At 64.6% G+C, this 16099-nt stretch carries 14 protein-coding genes; 3 read left to right on the forward strand and 11 right to left on the reverse strand.

The annotated features are described in order from the left end of the window. Positions 1-126 precede the first annotated feature (126 nt). The 7 genes from QTI68_RS09925 to QTI68_RS09955 form a co-directional block, all read right to left on the reverse strand. Positions 127-1395 carry an NADH:flavin oxidoreductase/NADH oxidase family protein gene (locus QTI68_RS09925; RefSeq protein ID WP_286521264.1) on the reverse strand — a complete coding sequence of 423 codons (1269 nt, stop codon included), beginning with the start codon at positions 1393-1395 and terminating at the stop codon, positions 127-129. Then, positions 1373-3052 (reverse strand): cholesterol oxidase, encoded by a 1680-nt coding sequence (gene choxAB, locus QTI68_RS09930; protein WP_286521265.1) that lies wholly within the window; start codon positions 3050-3052, stop codon positions 1373-1375. The genes QTI68_RS09925 and choxAB overlap by 23 nt, the downstream gene beginning before the upstream one ends. A gap of 94 nt (positions 3053-3146) precedes the next feature. Continuing rightward, positions 3147-3545 carry a helicase gene (locus tag QTI68_RS09935; protein WP_286521266.1) on the reverse strand — a complete coding sequence of 133 codons (399 nt, stop codon included), beginning with the start codon at positions 3543-3545 and terminating at the stop codon, positions 3147-3149. A gap of 56 nt (positions 3546-3601) precedes the next feature. Next, a complete protein-coding gene (locus QTI68_RS09940; protein ID WP_286521267.1) occupies positions 3602-4447 on the reverse strand; it encodes an alpha/beta fold hydrolase in 846 nt (281 codons plus the stop codon). 60 nt (positions 4448-4507) lie between these two features. Next, positions 4508-5470, reverse strand: a complete 963-nt coding sequence (locus QTI68_RS09945) for an alpha/beta fold hydrolase (RefSeq protein ID WP_503011642.1) — start codon at positions 5468-5470, stop codon at positions 4508-4510. 35 nt (positions 5471-5505) lie between these two features. Further along, on the reverse strand, positions 5506-6303 hold the full coding sequence (locus tag QTI68_RS09950; protein WP_286521268.1) for an SDR family NAD(P)-dependent oxidoreductase: 798 nt from the start codon (positions 6301-6303) through the stop codon (positions 5506-5508). 55 nt (positions 6304-6358) lie between these two features. Then, positions 6359-7441, reverse strand: coding sequence for an alkene reductase (locus tag QTI68_RS09955; RefSeq protein WP_286521269.1), 1083 nt, complete (start codon positions 7439-7441; stop codon positions 6359-6361). 132 nt (positions 7442-7573) lie between these two features. Here QTI68_RS09955 and QTI68_RS09960 point away from each other — a divergent pair, with 132 nt between their 5' ends. From QTI68_RS09960 to QTI68_RS09975, 3 genes are all read left to right on the forward strand, one after another. Further along, the gene (locus tag QTI68_RS09960; protein ID WP_286521270.1) at positions 7574-8197 is read left to right on the forward strand and encodes a TetR/AcrR family transcriptional regulator; all 624 of its coding nucleotides are present in this window, start codon (positions 7574-7576) and stop codon (positions 8195-8197) included. A gap of 278 nt (positions 8198-8475) precedes the next feature. Next, on the forward strand, positions 8476-11385 hold the full coding sequence (locus tag QTI68_RS09965; RefSeq protein ID WP_286521271.1) for a Tn3 family transposase: 2910 nt from the start codon (positions 8476-8478) through the stop codon (positions 11383-11385). 503 nt (positions 11386-11888) lie between these two features. Next, positions 11889-12284: a MerR family transcriptional regulator gene (locus tag QTI68_RS09975; protein ID WP_286521273.1), complete on the forward strand. Its 396-nt coding sequence runs from the start codon at positions 11889-11891 to the stop codon at positions 12282-12284. Here QTI68_RS09975 and QTI68_RS09980 read toward each other — a convergent pair. The 4 genes from QTI68_RS09980 to QTI68_RS09995 all read right to left on the reverse strand — a co-directional run bounded on the left by QTI68_RS09980 (position 12272) and on the right by QTI68_RS09995 (position 16075). Continuing rightward, positions 12272-12892: a YitT family protein gene (locus QTI68_RS09980; protein ID WP_286521274.1), complete on the reverse strand. Its 621-nt coding sequence runs from the start codon at positions 12890-12892 to the stop codon at positions 12272-12274. The genes QTI68_RS09975 and QTI68_RS09980 overlap by 13 nt on opposite strands. Next, complete coding sequence (locus QTI68_RS09985; protein WP_286521572.1) at positions 12885-14051, reverse strand: aminotransferase-like domain-containing protein; 1167 nt, start codon at positions 14049-14051, stop codon at positions 12885-12887. The genes QTI68_RS09980 and QTI68_RS09985 overlap by 8 nt, the downstream gene beginning before the upstream one ends. Positions 14052-14065: 14 nt before the next feature. Further along, positions 14066-15142: an ABC transporter substrate-binding protein gene (locus QTI68_RS09990; RefSeq protein WP_286521276.1), complete on the reverse strand. Its 1077-nt coding sequence runs from the start codon at positions 15140-15142 to the stop codon at positions 14066-14068. Positions 15143-15214: 72 nt separating this feature from the next. Further along, complete coding sequence (locus QTI68_RS09995; RefSeq protein ID WP_286521277.1) at positions 15215-16075, reverse strand: ABC transporter permease; 861 nt, start codon at positions 16073-16075, stop codon at positions 15215-15217. Positions 16076-16099 lie beyond the last annotated feature (24 nt).

Genomic DNA, 16099 nt, shown 5'->3' on the forward strand with positions numbered 1-16099 from the left:
CGCTCCAGTCCACCGTGATGATGGTCGCCTAAGCAGGCTCGAGCATGGCCTGCCTGGCTCGGTTTGCGAGTCGTTTGACATAGCGCTTCATCAGTGATGAGGTTCTCAATCGCGAGCCTTCCGCGCTCAATTGCGCGCCCGCAGGCGCCGCGTGCGAAAGGTGCCCCAACCGCTGTTGAGAGCCGCCTTCAAGAACGCTGACAGCCCTTTCTCGTCGGGACGAGGCTCGCTGCCTCTTGCAATGCGCTTGAGCTGGCGCGTGTACCAAAGCACTTCCATGATCCCCATGCGATCGACAGCCTTGAAGCCGGTATGGATGGGACGCACCTGCTGCAGGCTGTCGCGCCCTTGCAGCAAGGCAGCGGGCGCGTCCGGATCGATCGCCAGCAGTCGCGCCAGGCCTATCAGATCCAGCGCGCCGGAGCGCAGGGCAGCATTCATGCCGGCCGCCGTGCGGAAACCGCCGGTGACCATCAGCGGCACCTTCACTGCGGCGCGCACCTTCTCGGCGAATTCGAGGAAGTACGCCTCGCGGGCCGCGGTGGAAGCTTGCTTCGCTTCCTGCATCGCACCGCTCATGGCGGGTGCCTCATAGGTGCCGCCGGAGATTTCGATCAGGTCGATGCCCACATCGGCCAGCGCGCGGATCGTCTCGATCGATTCTTCTTCGGTGAAGCCTCCACGCTGAAAGTCGGCCGAGTTGAGCTTGATTCCCACCGGGAAGTCGGCGCCTACATGGCGGCGGATTTCCGCGTAGACGGCCAGCACGAAGCGCCGCCGCTTCTCGGGACTGCCGCCCCATTCGTCGCTGCGGCGGTTGTGATGCGGAGACAGGAACTGGTTAACCAGATAACCGTGCGCCCCGTGGATTTCCACGCCGCTGAACCCGGCCTTCTTGCAGATGGCCGCACTGCGCCCGAAGCGCTCGATGATGTCCTGGATCTCGGACGTGGTGGCTTCGCGCGGGGTCTCGAAGAATGTCGCCATGTCCTCGCGGAAAGGAACGGCCGAGGGAGCGAGGTTGTAGGCATTCAACCCCTTGCTCGATTGTTTGCCTGGATGGTTGAGCTGTGCCCAGATCGCCGTCCCTTGCCCGGTCACCGCTTGGGCCCACTGCCGCAGGACAGGCAAGTCCGCCTCGTCCTCGATCACCACGTTGCCGGGCTCGCCCAGTGCGCGGCGGTCGATCATCACGTTGCCCGTCATGATCAGTCCCAGGCCCGACGCAGCCCACCGTCGGTACAGCCGAATCAACTCCGGCGTGGGACGATTGTCATAGGTGCCCAAGGTCTCGCTCATGGCAGCTTTGCCAAGGCGATTTCTAAAGACAGCACCATTGGGCAGCAGCAAGGGCTGATTGAGCAAGTTGGAATCAGATGTGGACGCATTGCGCATGTGGAGTGCCCTGCAGATGGGGTGAAGTGGATGGCGAATTCGCCGGGATGTGGGCCATGGCGTGTTCGGTCAGCGCGGCGATGGTCAGGCTCGGGTTCACGCCAAGATTGGCACTGAGCATGGAGCCGTCGCAGACCAGCATGTTCTGATAGCCGAAGACACGGCTTTGGAAGTTCATCACGCCGCGCTCTGGGGCGTCCGCCATTGCGCAGCCGCCCATGCAGTGCGCAGTCGTCGGAATATTGAACAGAATTTCGGTCAGCAAGGTCACGGGGATGCCACCCAGTGCTTTCGCGCCTTTCTCCAAGAACGCATTGGCTTCGGGTATGAAGGTGGGAATCGGGTCGCCATTGCTGCACAACCGCTTGCCAATGGGCCAGTACCACCGGCGCTTGAACTGCATATCGATGAAGGAATCCACCGTTTGCATCACTACGAACAGGACGGTCTGACGGGCAAATCCTATCGGGTTGTGCACCCGCATCGCACGGATGGGATGTGTCAGAAGCGTGAGCAGCCACGCGAGAATCCGATGCCATCCGGCACGACCGCCGCTCAGGAGGGTCATCATCAGGCCTGTCGCGTCCGATCCCTCCGGGTACCGCACCGCCCCGATGTGGGTGCGCGCGTCGATGTAGACGCCTGCGCCGCCGGCTACGCCGGCCGACATGCTCTTGTCCTTGGAGGGGAAGCGAACACCGACGAGCGACTCGGCGTTGGTACGTACACGTTTCCCGAGGTCGTCACTGATGCGAGGCAAGGAGCCGCTGTTCTTGAGCTGAAACAGCAATTCCATCGTGCCCAATGAAGAAGCGGCAAACACCACGCTGCGACAGCGGAAGCTGCGTCTTTGTTTGTCGAACCACGCCGTCGAGCGCTCTGTGAAGACTTCGTAGCCGTCGCTGCCGTCTTCTTTGCCGTTGAGTGGGCGCACATCCACCACCTTGGTTTCGGCAAATACTTGTGCCCCCCGCTTTTCGGCCAAGTAGAGATAGTTCTTGTCGAGCGTGTTCTTGGCATTGTGCTTGCAGCCGACCATGCAGCCACCGCAACCGATGCATGTCCCGCGCTCCGGGCCCTCGCCACCGAAGTAAGGGTCGGCGTAGGTCCGTCCACCCGGCTCGCCATTGGGAGCAAAAAAGGTCGCAACACGGCCGTTGTGGAATGCGTGTCCCACGTCTTGCTGCTCGGCCATCTTCTTGAGTCGAAGATCCGCTTCTCCCAGCATCTTGTTTTCGGTGACTCCCAGCATCTTTTCCGCGATCGCATAGTAGCGGGGCATGACGCGTTTCCAGTCCTGAAGTCTCGCCCAAGAGCCCTCTTCCCACACCGTTTCTGGTGGAACCAGCAAGGCATTGGCATAGGTGATGGAACCGCCACCGACCGCGTTGCCGCTGAGAACCATGACGTGACGAAACAAACGCATGCTGTAGAAGCCGTGCATCTTCAGCGCTGGCAGCCACAGCCAGCGCCGGGCATCCCAGTTGGTCGTGGGAAAGTCATGCGCAGTCCATCGTTTGCCCATCTCGATGACGCCCACCGAATAACCCTTCTCGACCAGACGCAAGGCCGACACGCTGCCGCCGAAACCCGACCCGATCACGATGTAGTCGAAGTCATAGGGCTCGCTCGTCTTTTCCTGACCTGAGGTGCGCATGTCTTGTCTCCATTCATCTGTGCAATTTTTCTGACGCTGACGTACGGGAACTCCTCCGGGCGATCCCGGAGTTAGCGCAGCCGGGTCCGGGAACTCAGAATGCGGTGCGGTCGTAGGGGGAGACGACCTTCGGCGGCTGCAGGAAGGCAGTCAGGCCCTGGAACCACATCACCTCCTGGAAATCGCCGCTGATGGACAAGTCCCTGCTGCCCAGGCCCCTCAGGAACGCCGCCTGGCTGTCCTTGGCGGAGAGGATCGCGAAGCCCTTTGCGGCATCCTTGAAGTTCAAGGTGAACTGCGGATTCAGCGCGAGGCCGGGCGAGGATCGGATCGCGCCATCGCGGATGGCGTAGTGACGGCCGATGCCGGATGCAGTGCGGATCTGAAACACTAAACTCTTGCCGGCGACGTAGCGCGCACAGTCGGGGTTGTTCTTGATCTGTCGTTTCAGGAGCTGCGTGAACCCCCACAGCAGGAACTTGAACTTGAGCATGGGGAGGGTCTTCTGGATGCTGGATCGTGGATGGGGGTCGATGCGTGCCAGGGCCGTCACTCGCTCAGAAACCGCACCGCGTGATGCAGAAAGCGCTGCGGGCACTGGAACTGCGCACCGTGGCCGCAGTCGGGGTAGATGAACAACTGCGCGTTCGGCAGGTTGCGCGCCATGTAGAACGAGTTGATGGTCGGAATCATCACGTCGTTCACGCCGTTGAGGATGAAGGTCGGCTGCTGGATGCCGCGCAGGTAGGCAAAGGGGTCGTCTTCCGACAGCCTGGGCAGGTACAGCATGTTGGCCTCGATCTGCGCCTTGGCGACCTCTTGTGACGACGGCGGGTCCTGGTCAACGCGCTGATGCCGCCGCTGCCAGAATTCGCGCGCGGCCTGCTCGGCTTGCGCCGATCGACCAAAGAACAGGTACACGAAGTCTTCGAAGGTTGGAACCGGTCGTGGCGCCGTGGTCAGCACCTGCGGCTCCATGTCCGGGTTGCCGCCGCGCGGGCCGGTACCCAGCAGCATCAGCTTGCGCACCAGCCCGGGATGACGCCAGGTCAGGTCCAGCGCCTGGAAGCCACCCAGCGAGAAGCCCAGCACGTCGATTTTCTGCAAACCCAGCGCGCGAACGAAGGCGGCTGCGTCATCGGCCATGTCCTCGATGCGGGTGCGCGGCTGGCCGCTGGACGAAGCGACGCCACGGCCGTTGTAGAGGATGACTTCGCGGCCTTCGGCAAGACCATCGGTCATCAACGGGTCCCAGTGGTCCATGCCGCCGCGAAAGTGCTGCAGGAGCAACAGGGGCGGCTGCGCGGAATCAGGGTTGCCCCAGCGGCGGTAAGCGAATCGCGTACCGTCGATATCCGCGAAGCGCGTGGGCGTGGTGATATGGGTGTCGGTCATGTGCTTGACTGTTGAGGGGTCGGTTCAGGAGGCGGGTCTGGTTGCAGGGACTTCGCGGAGTCACTGGGCGAGAAATGCCAGCGCTTTGGGCACGAAGTCTTCGTGGTACTGAAACACCCCTCCATGACCGGCATTGGGGTAGATGACCAACTGGCTGTTCGGCAGGCGCTTGGCGAGGTCATAGGAATTGCTGGTCGGGACCATCCGATCGTCATCGCCATTGGCCACGAGAACAGGTTGCTTGATCACCGAGAGATCGGCCGGACGCTTCTTCCCCCACGCACTGAGCGCTTGAAGCTGCGCCACGTAGGCACTGATGCTGATTTCCTTGTCGCGGTTCTCGGTGCGCTCTTGCAAGCGCTTCAAGAAGACCTTCCCAGCGTCGATGCCATTCGGCGTGCGCGTGAAGAAGAGATACTGCTTCGGATCTTGGCCGGTGAAGGTCGCGCGGAGCAGGTCGTAGTTCGCCACGCCCGCCACCGTGCTGATACCCGGGCCACCCGCGGGCCCTGTGCCAGCCAGGATCAGTTTGCGCACCAACTCGGGTTCTTTCAGCGCAACCTCCTGCGAAATCATTCCTCCCATCGAAAAGCCAAAGAGATCGACCTGTTTGAATCCCTTGGCCTTGATGAAGGCGATGGCGTCGTCTGCCATCTGTTCGATGGTGTTCGCCGGCGTGCCCGTGGATGCACCGACGCCGCGGTTGTCGAGTACGACCACGTGATGCTTGGCGGCCAACCCATCGACGACTCGGGGGTCCCAGTTGTCGAGGACCGCGGCCAAGTGGCCGAGAAGCACCACAGGGGTGGCGCCGTTGTGTTGCCCGAGTTCACGGTACGAGAAGTCCGCGCCAGCGGCGGACACGCTCTGCGTCGGCACGCCCACCCACGTTGACCCCTGCGCCATGGTCGCAACGGGCGAGCTGCCGGCAACTGCAGCCGCGTCGCTGGCGGCGGCCCAAGGCGAAAGAAGCGCCGCGGACAGCAAACCGAAGCAAAGACTGGTTTTCAGCAGATGAGGCATGGCGTGACTTCTCGCATAGGGCAAGGTCGGTACGGTCAGGCCTGCGGCCGATACCGCTCGGCCGCGTGTGCCTGTCGAATGTCCGACAACAGCCCTTGACGCGCGCCATCCAGCGCATCCCAGCGCGCGGCCACGTGCAGCGGCGGGATCGTCACCAGTTCGCGGCGGTCGAATCCGACCAGCGCCGCATCGACCAGTTCATCCACGTCCATCAAGTCGGAAAGCGTGTTGACGTCGATGCCAGCACGCTCCCAGATCTCGGTTCGCGTTCCAGCAGGCAACACTGCCTGCACGTAGACGCCTTTGGGCGACAACTCGAGGCTCATGCCTTGCGACAGAAACAGCACGAAAGCCTTGGTGGCGCCATAGACCGTCATGGCGAACTCGGGCGCCAAACCCACGACCGAGCCGATGTTGACAATCGCGCCCGTGCCGGACTGCACGAAGCGCGGCGCCACCGCGGCTGCGAGCCGCGTCAGCGCGGTGGTGTTGAGCGTGATCAGGCGTTCGATGCTCTCGGCCGTCTGTTGCGCGAAGCCGCCCGACTGGGCCATGCCCGCGTTGTTGATCAGGACGCCGATGCGAGGGTCGTCACGCAGGCGGGTTTCGAGCGCGGCCAGGTCGGCGGACTGTGTCAGGTCGGCTTGCAGCACTTCCACGGCCACCCCGCTGGCCTCGCGCAGGCGCGAGGCCAGCGTGTCCAGCCGCGCTTTGTCGCGCGCGACCAGCACGAGGTCGTGGCCACGGCGCGCGAAGCGCTCGGCGTAGGTGGCACCGATGCCGCTGGAGGCGCCGGTGATGAGGACGGTTGGAAGGTTGGGAGGGGTGGTCATGGGTAAATGCCTTTGCAAAAGTCGTTCTGTCGGGGGTGTGAAGCAGGGGCTGGCTTCAGCCGGCGATGGTTGGGTAGTCGATGTAGCCCGCAGCGCCGCCGCCGTAGAGCGTGGCCGGGTTGATCTGCGCCAGCGGTGCGCCGGTCTTCAGACGTTCGACCAGATCGGGGTTGCTGATGAACGGCCGGCCGAAGGCGAATAGATCTGCCTTGCCTTCGTTGCGCCCGGCGGTGGCCAATTGCAGGCTGTAGCCGTTGTTGGCCAGGTAGGTCTGCTTGAAGCGACTGCGCAGCGCGTCGTAGTCGAACGGGGCCACGTCGCGCGGGCCACCCGTCGCACCTTCGACCACATGCAGGTAGACGACGCCCAGCGTGCTCAGTTGCTCGGCAACGTAGTCGTACTGCGGCTGCGGATCGCTGCTGGAGATACCCCCCGCGGGCGACACGGGCGAGATGCGCACGCCGGTGCGTTCGGCACCGATTTCCTTCACCACGGCCGCGACGACTTCCAGCAGCAGGCGCGCGCGGTTCTCGATCGAGCCGCCGTAGGCATCGGTGCGCTGGTTGGCCCCGTCCTTGATGAACTGCTCCAGCAGATAGCCATTGGCACCATGGATCTCCACGCCATCGAAGCCAGCGACGATGGCATTGGCCGCGGCGTGGCGGAAGTCATCCACGATGCGCGGCAGTTCGTCGAGTTCCAGGGCGCGGGGCTCGGACACGTCGGCAAATCCGTTGTTGACAAAGACCTTCGTCGCCGCCCGGATCGCCGAAGGCGCGACCGGTGCCGCGCCGCCAGGCTGAACGTCGACATGCGAGACGCGCCCCACATGCCAGAGCTGCACGAAGATGCGCCCACCCTTGGCATGCACGGCGTCGGTGACCTTGCGCCAGCCGGCAATTTGCTCGGGCGTGTACAGGCCGGGGGTGTCCTGGTAGCCCTGCGCCTGGGCCGACACCTGGGTGGCCTCGGTGATGATCAGGCCCGCCGACGCGCGCTGGGCGTAATAGGTCGCGGTCAGTTCGCTGGGGACCAGTCCGGCGCCCGCACGGTTGCGGGTCAGCGGCGCCATGACGATGCGGTTGGCGAGCGTAAGCCCGCCCAGGTTATGCGGTTCGAAAAGGGTTTTCTCGGTCATGTTGATTCAGTTTCCCGTGTGGATGATCCTTAATGATGACGGTCATCATCTTAACTGTCAAGACTTTGATTACGATTGACATCAATGTATAGTGAAGTCCCTTATGCGGCATCAACCTACCGTGGAAGCGAAATGAAGGTCACCAAGGCACAGGCGCAAGCCAACCGGGCACACGTTGTCGAGACGGCGTCCACGCTGTTTCGCGAGCGCGGCTACGATGGGGTGGGGGTTGCCGATCTGATGGCCGCCGCTGGCTTCACTCACGGCGGCTTCTACAAGCACTTCCGCTCCAAGACTGACCTGATGGCGGAATCAGCAGCCTGCGGCATCGCGCAGACCATAGCGCTCACGGCTAGCGTGGACCCCTCGGAGTTCGTGCAGCATTACCTCTCGCGCGAACACCGCGACAACCGCGCGACTGGCTGCACCATGGCCGCGCTGGGCGGAGATGCCGCGCGTCAGCCGGAAGCGGTCCGGGCGACGTTTGCGGCCGGCATCGATAGCCTGCTGGCGGCACTGCGGCCCACAGGCGCTTCTCCGGACGATGCAGAGGCGGTCCAGGCGCGAGCCAAGTCCCTCGACATACTGGCGCACGTGGTCGGCGCCATCGTCATGTCGCGCGCCTGCCCTGACGATTCGCCCTTGGCCGACGAATTTCTGGCGGCTTGCCGCGATTCGATTCTTGCGTCGCTGACTCCGCCCGTGAGCCCCTGTGCGACGGCGTGCACACCTGTGCGCAAGCGCGGCACGGATTGACCTCTCGCGTTCAGCGGACAACCGATCCCCAAAACGCCAGCAGCGCCAGCGCCAAGCTCACCGCCAGGACGATGCAGAAGGCCAAGTAGGCAGGCACCGCCGCGGGGCGCTGGCATCAAGGTGCCTGACGTGGGGTCCCCTCGTTTTCCGTGCACTAAGTGACGGTTCGCAAGGCCAGCAACGGCGCGGGAGCTGGGTCGCAAGTCATTGATTTTCTTGATGTTGCTGTTCACTTTTCAGCGGCGTATCGTCCCCTGCCCCACGGACGGAGGCGCGCGATGCAAGGCTGGCAGACGACATACTTGGGCATGCGCGAACTTCCGCGCGACATCAGCGGCTTCGAGCTGCAGGCGTTCTTCACCTTCAGCCAGGCCGAACGTGAACTGATCGGCGCGCGCCGCGGCGAGTCTCTCAAGCTCGGCCTGGCATTGCACATCGGATTCCTGCGCATGAGCGGCCGTGTGCTCGACGCCTTTCGGATCGTTCCGCCAGCACTTTGGCGCCATCTGGGCAGTGAGTTGGGTATCGATGCTCCCGAGATCGCGTCGCTACGCGCCTTGTACGGGCGAGGCCGCACCCTGTTCGACCACCAGCAAGTGGCCTGTGAAGCCCTTGGATTCCGGTGGATGACCGAGCATCAGCGCCGCGCTCTCGTTCGGTCGATGAGTGACGAGGTCGCCCGGTGCGCCGATCGCGAGCAACTGGTTGTCTTTGCCCGACGTTGGCTGTACGAGCATCGACTGCTGATCGTCCACGATCGGGCCATCCGCGCCGTGATTGCCACCGCCCTCGCCCGTTTCGAGGCCGAGACGTCGGCGTCCATTCGCAGCGAGGTTCCACCTGACATCCTGGAGCAATGGAGCCGAATGATCGCGCAGCCACACGCCAGCGGCGTGACCCATCAAAGCTGGCTGTGGGCGGCGCCGGCGCGGCACTCGACGCGCCAGATCAGCGAGGTGCTCGAACGGATCAATTGGCTTCAGAGCCTTGACGTGTATAAATACCTGGGCGCCCTGCCCGACCTCATCGTGCGGCGCTACGCACGTCGCTTGGCCTCCAGGCCTCCGTCGGCCGGCGCCAAAATCAAGGAACCAGCGCGCACCGTAGAGGTCGCCTGCTTCCTGCGCTACTGCCTGCTGACCGCCACCGACCAACTGATTCTGATGGTTCAGCGTCGCGTGGCCGACCTTTGGCGTCAGGCCGCAGGTAGTGTCGGTGACACCGTCAACTGGGCTGATCTTTATCGATCGCTACTCAACGAACTTACGAGCATGAGCGCCGAGGGTGGCATTCCAGACTCGGAATTGAGGGCTGGTTTGGCGGCCTTGGTCGCGAGCCACCAACAGCGACGCCCGCCAGAACGGGCATCGCTCGTGCGGGAGCGCCTGATCGAGGCCATCCGCCCAGTGCGATCCCTGCTGTCGGTAATCGCCAAGTTGCCATGGCAGGCGAGCGGCGACCATCCGGTCATTGAATCACTGGCCAAGCTGCGCGATCTGTACGCTAAAAGCGCCAGGAGCCTGCCAGACATCGTTTCACCCCAGCTCGGATCGGTCTGGCGCGACGCCATCTCGGGCTACGACCGGGAGCGGGCCTTTCGAGCGCTAGAAGTGGCCACGCTTTTTGCCCTGCGTCGATCTGTGCGGAACGGCTCGGTGTGGATCGAACACAGCCTGACATTTCGTGGCCGAGAACGCCTGTTCCTACCCGCCGAGCGCTGGCAGGCCGAAGCCAAGCGGCACTATGCTCGGCTGTCGCTGCCGGCCAACCCGGAGGAATTCCTTGTTCCGCTCCTGATGCGCGTGCATGCTGGCGTCCATGCGGTGGCCGTCGCCGCCCGTTCCGGCGAGCTGCGCATCGACGATGAATTGCACGTCTCGGCGCTCCCAGCGGACGATGAGGATCCTCAGGTCGGCAAGCTGCGCGCCAGGCTTGACCAGCGCATCGGCGAGGTGCAATTGCCCGAGGTGATCCTGGCCGTTGATGCACAGGTTCGTTTCAGCTGGATCATGCTCGGGCGCGAGCCGCGCTCGGCCGACGAACTGCTGATGGCCTACGCCGGCATCCTCGCCCACGGAACCAGCCTCACGGCCGCCGATTGCGCACGCATGATGCCGCAGCTGTCGGCCACAAGCATCCGCCAAAGCATGCGCTGGGCTGGCGACGAACGCCGACTTGGGCAAGCCTGCCAAGCGGTGCTGGAGTTCATGCAAGGCCATCCCATTGCAACGACTTGGGGACGCTCCGATCTCGCCTCCTCGGACATGATGAGCATGGAGACCACCAAGCGTGTGTGGCAGGCTCGCCTGGATCCGCGGCGCAACACTCCCTCGATCGGCATCTACTCCCATGTGGGCGATCGCTGGGGCATCTTTCACGCGCAACCCTTTGTGCTGAACGAGCGGCAGGCTGGCGTGGCGATCGAAGGAGTCGTGCGACAGGAGCGGATCGAGACTTCTCAGCTGGCCGTAGATTCCCACGGTTACACCGACTTCGCGATGGGGTTGTCTCGCCTATTGGGTTTCGATCTATGTCCGCGGCTGAAGGATCTGAAGCAACGGCAGCTCTATGTCCCCCGAGGCATGCCGATACCAGCTGATGTGGCATCCGTGTGCGTAGCGAACGTCGACGCTTCGCTCATTGTGTCGCACTGGGACGCTCTCGTTCGCCTCACGGCGTCCGTGATGTCCGGGCACGCCAGCGCGGTGGCCGTGATGGCGCGCTTCGGATCGGCAGCCAGGTCTGACCCGATCTACGAGGCCGGTGTGCAGCTTGGCAGGCTGTTGCGCACGGCATTCCTGGCGGACTACTTCGTCAACGCGGCGTTCCGCCGCGAACTGCATCGGGTGCTCAACCGCGGCGAGGCGGTCAACGCCTTGAAGCGCGCCATCTACACCGGGCGGGTCAGTCCGGTGCAGGCCAGGCGTGTCGAGGAGATGCAGGCCGTGGCCGACGCGTTGAGCTTGTTGGCCAACATCGTGATGGCATGGAACACGGCGCAGATGCAGGCAGCGCTTGATCGCTGGGCCAACCGGCGTCAGGTTGTCCCAGCCGAGCTGATCGGACGCATTGCACCCACGCGACTGGAGGGCATCAACCTTCGCGGAGTCTTTCGGTTTCCCATCGAACGCTACGCCGACAAGCTTCTACCGTCACAAACCGCAGCGAAAAAGAGCGCCAAAGCCTGAAATCGACCACGGAGCGGGCCTTATCGCGAGGTGGTTGAGAGGCAACAGAAACTCAAGCTGGGACAAGGACTTAGGAATGATGACACGCGGGAAGCCGCATTTGTTGCGGCGCCCTTACCGTCACTTAGTGCACTGAAAACGAGTCGACCCCGTCCACCTTGCCGAATCGCCTTGCCCTCGTGCAGCAGGTCGAATCCCTCATTGATCTCGTCCAGGCGCAATCGACCGGTCAGCAGCCTGTCGACGGGCAGGCGGCCCTGCTTATAGAGCTCGATGTAGCGGGGAATGTCGCGCGAAGTGCCTCGCGATCGTCGGTCTCGCCGTAGAACTCGCTCATGCCCATGCAGCCGAGTCCCTGGCAACCCACCAGCGGACCGCCTCGGCCCAGTTGCACACGGGCCAGTGCGTCTGACGACACGTTCATTCCATTCCTCGCTTTCGTTGAAGATTCGATGAAAGGGTTTAAAAGTGTGGACCTTGCTCCAGGGTCAAGCCCATTCCCAATGCTGATCTCCGACTTCTCCAAAGCCGCCGGGCTGCCGGTGGACACCATCCGCTTCTACATCACCAAGGGGTTGCTGCGCCCGAAGCGCGGCCTCAAGGGCGGTTCGAACCCCTACCAGGTGTTCTCCGACGGCGACCTCACCGCAGCGCGCATGGTCCGGCTGCAGCAATCGCTGGGCTACTCGCTGGCCGAGATCGCAGCGCTGAACAAGCAGTACCGTGCGGGCGCCCGCTCGCCGGAGCGGACAGCGACAGTGCTGCGCCGCCAGATCGACAAGTTGGAGGAGAAGGAGGCCGGACTCGACGCGGCGCTGGCCTTCCTGCGTGGCAAGCTCGCCTGGGTCGAGGCGGGGCAGCCCGGCGACGGGCCGGCATTCAATTACTATCTCTGCTGATCCGAGGCCAGGTAGCGCCCCGGCCTGTGATTCAGCGCCAGCAACAGGTTCAGCATCACCGCACCGGCGGCCGACCAAGCCACGTTGCGCGGATCGACCACCGCCAGCGCGACCACGAAGATCGCGACGTCGATGGTCATCAGCACACGGCCGGCGCGCCAGCCATGGCGTTGCTGAAGATACAGCGCCAGGCTGCTGGTGCCGCCCACGCTGGCGCCATGGCGGAACAGCGCCAGCAGGCCGATGCCAATCAGCACGCCGCCGGCCAGCCCGGCGAACGCAGCGTGTACCTGGCTGATGGTCAGCAACGCGGCGGCATGATCCACGATGGAAGAGATCAGCGCCACTACGGCCAGCGACTTCAGCGTGAACACCGGTCCCAACGTGCGCCAGGCCAACGCGTAGAACGGCAGGTTCAGCACGAACAGCGCAACGCCCAGATTCCAGCCGGTGGCGTAGTGCACCAGCACCGCCACGCCGGACAGGCCACTGGTCAGCAGACCCGCGCTGCGCAGGACATGCAGGCCAAGGCCGATCAGCAAGGCACCGATCGCCAGGGCCATGGCATCTTCCCAGCGCGAATGGGCCACGCCCTGCGCACTAACCATGGCGTTGTTGCAGCGCATCCTGAAGCGATCGGGCCAGTGCGGCCACGGCGCGCTCGATCTGCTCTACGCTGGCCGTCACGAAGGACAGGCGCAGCGTGCGCGCATCGCCTGCCGCGGGATAGAACGGTGCCCCCGGTACGAAGGCTACGCCGCGTGCGACCGCCTGCGCCAGCAGCGCCCCCGCATCGATGCCGGGCGGCAGCCGCAGCCACAGGAACATGCCGCCGGACGGGCGGCCGAATTCGACGCCCAGCCCCGCCATCTCGCGTTCCAGCGCGGCCAGCATGGCGTCGCGTCGGCTGCGATACAGCGCGCGGATCGTCGGCACATGGCGGTCCAGGAAGCCGTCGCGCAGCACCTCGACCACCACGCGCTGGTTGAAGCCCGGCGTGTGCAGGTCGGCAGCCTGCTTGGCCTGCAGCAGCTTGGGGTAGACGGCTTTGGGAGCCACCAGAAAGCCCAGCCGCAGGCCCGGCGCCAGCACCTTGGAGAACGAACCCAGGTAGATGCAGCCTTCAGGGTGGCGGGCGCTCAGGGGCGCCGGCGGCGGCGCGTCGAACCACAGGTCGCCATAGGGGTTGTCCTCGACCAGCGGCAGGCCGGTGCGCACGGCCACCTCCACCACGGCGCGGCGCCGCTCCTCGCCCATCGTGCGGCCGGTCGGGTTCTGGAAGTTCGGCAGCAGGTAGGCGAAGCGCGCGGCAGCCGCCTGTGCCGCCAGGTCGTCGGGCACTGCACCCTCGTCATCGCAGCGCAGGCCGGCGACCTGAGGCTGCATCGGCGTGAAGGCCTGCAGCGCGCCCAGGTAGGTCGGCGTTTCCACCAACACCGGGCTGCCGGCGTCGATCAGGATCTTGGCGATCAGGTCCAGGCCTTGCTGCGAACCGGTGGTGATCAGCACCTGCGCGGGGTCGGCGTCCCAGGGCAGCATCGCCGCCACCGCCTCGCGCAGCGGCCCGTACCCCTCGCTCGCCGCGTACTGCAGCGCGGCACGGCCATCGGTCTGCAGCACCCGTGCACAGGCCTGTTCGAAGGCCTCCACCGGAAAGGTCTCGGGCGAAGGCAGGCCGCCCGCCAGGCTGATGACCTCCGGCCGCTCCGTGACTTTGAGGATCTCTCGGATCACCGAAGGATTCATCTGCGCCGCGCGCGCGGCCATCCGCCAGCGGGCCGTCACAGCCGGAACCCCTTCGCCTGGCGGATCACCGCCGCCTTGTCGAAGGCGTTGACCTCGTCGATCAACTCGTTCGTGAACACCCGGGCCGGGTCGCCCAATTCGGCCGCCAACCGCGGGTTCTTGCTGGTCTCGGCAGCCGACGCGATGTTCGCCTGCCACTCGGCCAGGCTGGAGGCGCCGATTCGAGCGTCGGCCTCACCGTCGCGGCGCATCCAGTTGTTGCGGCGGTCCTTGAGGATGAACTGCAGTTCCTTGCGCGCCTCGTCCTCCGACTTGGACTTCGGCTTGCTCTCGGGGTACAGCGCCCAGTGGATGTTGATGGCCTCGTCCAGGTTGTGGTGTGCGAACAGCGTGGACTTGGCGATGCCGCGGAACAGGCCGACCAGGTGCTTGCGCTCCTGCTGCAAGCTCTTCTTCTGCACGCAAATCCAGCCCGATCCGACCTCAGCGAACTTCGGGGGCAGCGGCAGATAACGCACCGGCACCCCCACCATCTCGATCCGCGCTGCACCGGTGTCGTAGGCCACGATGGCATCGACGCGGCCTTGAGTCAGCGCCTGCCCAGCAGGTCCACCGTCGCCCACCGCGATGTACTGGTTGGCGCCGTCGTCCAGGCCCAGTTCCAGCAGCATGGTCCTGGCTACCACGATGCCGGGATCGCCCTGGTTACGCACCCCGATGCGCTTGCCCTGCAGATCAGCCACGCTGCGGATCGGGCTGTCAGGTCGCACGATCACGACATTGGCGTTGCGCGGCAGCCACTTGTAGGCGGCGATCAGATCCAGTGCAGGGTCCTTGGCCAGCGCCGGCAGGTACAGGCCCGGCGACACCGGGCCGAACGCAACCTGACCGGTCATCAGCGCCTGCATGGCCTGCGTGATGCTGCTCATGTTGACGTATTCCACGTCCACGCCTTCGGCGGCGTAGTAGCCCAGCCGTGGATGGCGGCCGGCCGTGATGAATGCCTGTTGCGCGTCGTTCACGCCGGCCGAGTTGGCCACCTTCATGACCTTGAGGGGCTGGGCCGAAGCCGGTACCACTGCAAGCCCTGCGCCGACAGCGCCGAGGGCCAAGTTGAAATTCCGTCTGGTGATCATTGGAGAAACCTTTCGAGTGACAGGAGGGGAAGCCGGGCGTGCAGTGCCTCAGGCGGTGACGGTGCGCCGACTCTCCACCGGCATCCAATGCAGCACGCGCTGCTGGACCCGGCGCAACAGGGCCGTCAGCACGATGCCAATCAACGACAGCACGATGAACACGGAGAAGCTGCCGCCGGTGTCCATCTGCGCGTCCATCTGCAGAATCAGCACGCCGAGGCCAGCCTGGGCGCCGACGAACTCGCCGACGATGGCGCCTACCACGGCGAACGAGGCCGCCATGTCCAGACCCGCGAAGATGTAAGGCAGCGCGCTCGGGAACTTGGCCTTGCGGAAGATCTGCCAGGGCGTGGCCGACAGCGTGCGCAGCAGATCGATTCGGTCGGGGTCGATGGCCTTGAAGCCGGCGATGCTGGTCACCAGCACCGGGAAGAAAGTCAGCATGCAGACGATGGCCACCTTGGAGCTGATGCCGAAGCCCAGCCACATGATGATGATGGGAGCCACCGCGACCTTGGGCAGGCTCTGGAACGCTGCCACATAGGGTTGCAGAACCGCTTCGATGCGCGGCATCTGCGCGATGGCCACGCCCAGCGCCAACCCGATGCCACTGCCGATGAAGAAGCCCAGCAGGATCTCCGCCAGCGTGATGGCGGTGTGGAACCACAGGCCATCCTTGGCCATCGGCGCGGCCGCCAGTCCGCGCCACAACGCCGCGACGACATCGCTGAACGGCGGGACCAGGAACTTCGGCACATTGAACACGCGCACGCCGAACTCCCAGACGGCGAGCAGCGCGAGCAACAGCAGCAGCGACTGCGCGGCCCTGGAGCTAAGCCAGCGACCGGGACGGGTCGCGGGTTGGGGTAGCGGCGCAGTGGCCGGGGCGGAGAACGACAGGTTGGACATGGGGTGGTTCCTGCGGGGCTTGAG

This window comes from Variovorax sp. J31P207 (assembly GCF_030316965.1).
In the GTDB taxonomy this organism is placed as follows: Bacteria; Pseudomonadota; Gammaproteobacteria; order Burkholderiales; family Burkholderiaceae_C; genus Variovorax; species Variovorax ginsengisoli_B.

Excerpts from the sequence above, each read along its gene's own strand:
- QTI68_RS09925 (WP_286521264.1), bottom strand. The coding sequence starts at position 1,395 with ATGCGCAATGCGTCCACATCTGATTCCAACTTGCTCAATCAGCCCTTG.
- choxAB (WP_286521265.1), bottom strand. The coding sequence starts at position 3,052 with ATGCGCACCTCAGGTCAGGAAAAGACGAGCGAGCCCTATGACTTCGAC.
- QTI68_RS09935 (WP_286521266.1), bottom strand. The coding sequence starts at position 3,545 with ATGCTCAAGTTCAAGTTCCTGCTGTGGGGGTTCACGCAGCTCCTGAAA.
- QTI68_RS09940 (WP_286521267.1), bottom strand. The coding sequence starts at position 4,447 with ATGACCGACACCCATATCACCACGCCCACGCGCTTCGCGGATATCGAC.
- QTI68_RS09945 (WP_503011642.1), bottom strand. The coding sequence starts at position 5,470 with ATGCCTCATCTGCTGAAAACCAGTCTTTGCTTCGGTTTGCTGTCCGCG.
- QTI68_RS09950 (WP_286521268.1), bottom strand. The coding sequence starts at position 6,303 with ATGACCACCCCTCCCAACCTTCCAACCGTCCTCATCACCGGCGCCTCC.
- QTI68_RS09955 (WP_286521269.1), bottom strand. The coding sequence starts at position 7,441 with ATGACCGAGAAAACCCTTTTCGAACCGCATAACCTGGGCGGGCTTACG.
- QTI68_RS09960 (WP_286521270.1), top strand. The coding sequence starts at position 7,574 with ATGAAGGTCACCAAGGCACAGGCGCAAGCCAACCGGGCACACGTTGTC.
- QTI68_RS09965 (WP_286521271.1), top strand. The coding sequence starts at position 8,476 with ATGCAAGGCTGGCAGACGACATACTTGGGCATGCGCGAACTTCCGCGC.
- QTI68_RS09975 (WP_286521273.1), top strand. The coding sequence starts at position 11,889 with ATGCTGATCTCCGACTTCTCCAAAGCCGCCGGGCTGCCGGTGGACACC.
- QTI68_RS09980 (WP_286521274.1), bottom strand. The coding sequence starts at position 12,892 with ATGGTTAGTGCGCAGGGCGTGGCCCATTCGCGCTGGGAAGATGCCATG.
- QTI68_RS09985 (WP_286521572.1), bottom strand. The coding sequence starts at position 14,051 with ATGGCCGCGCGCGCGGCGCAGATGAATCCTTCGGTGATCCGAGAGATC.
- QTI68_RS09995 (WP_286521277.1), bottom strand. The coding sequence starts at position 16,075 with ATGTCCAACCTGTCGTTCTCCGCCCCGGCCACTGCGCCGCTACCCCAA.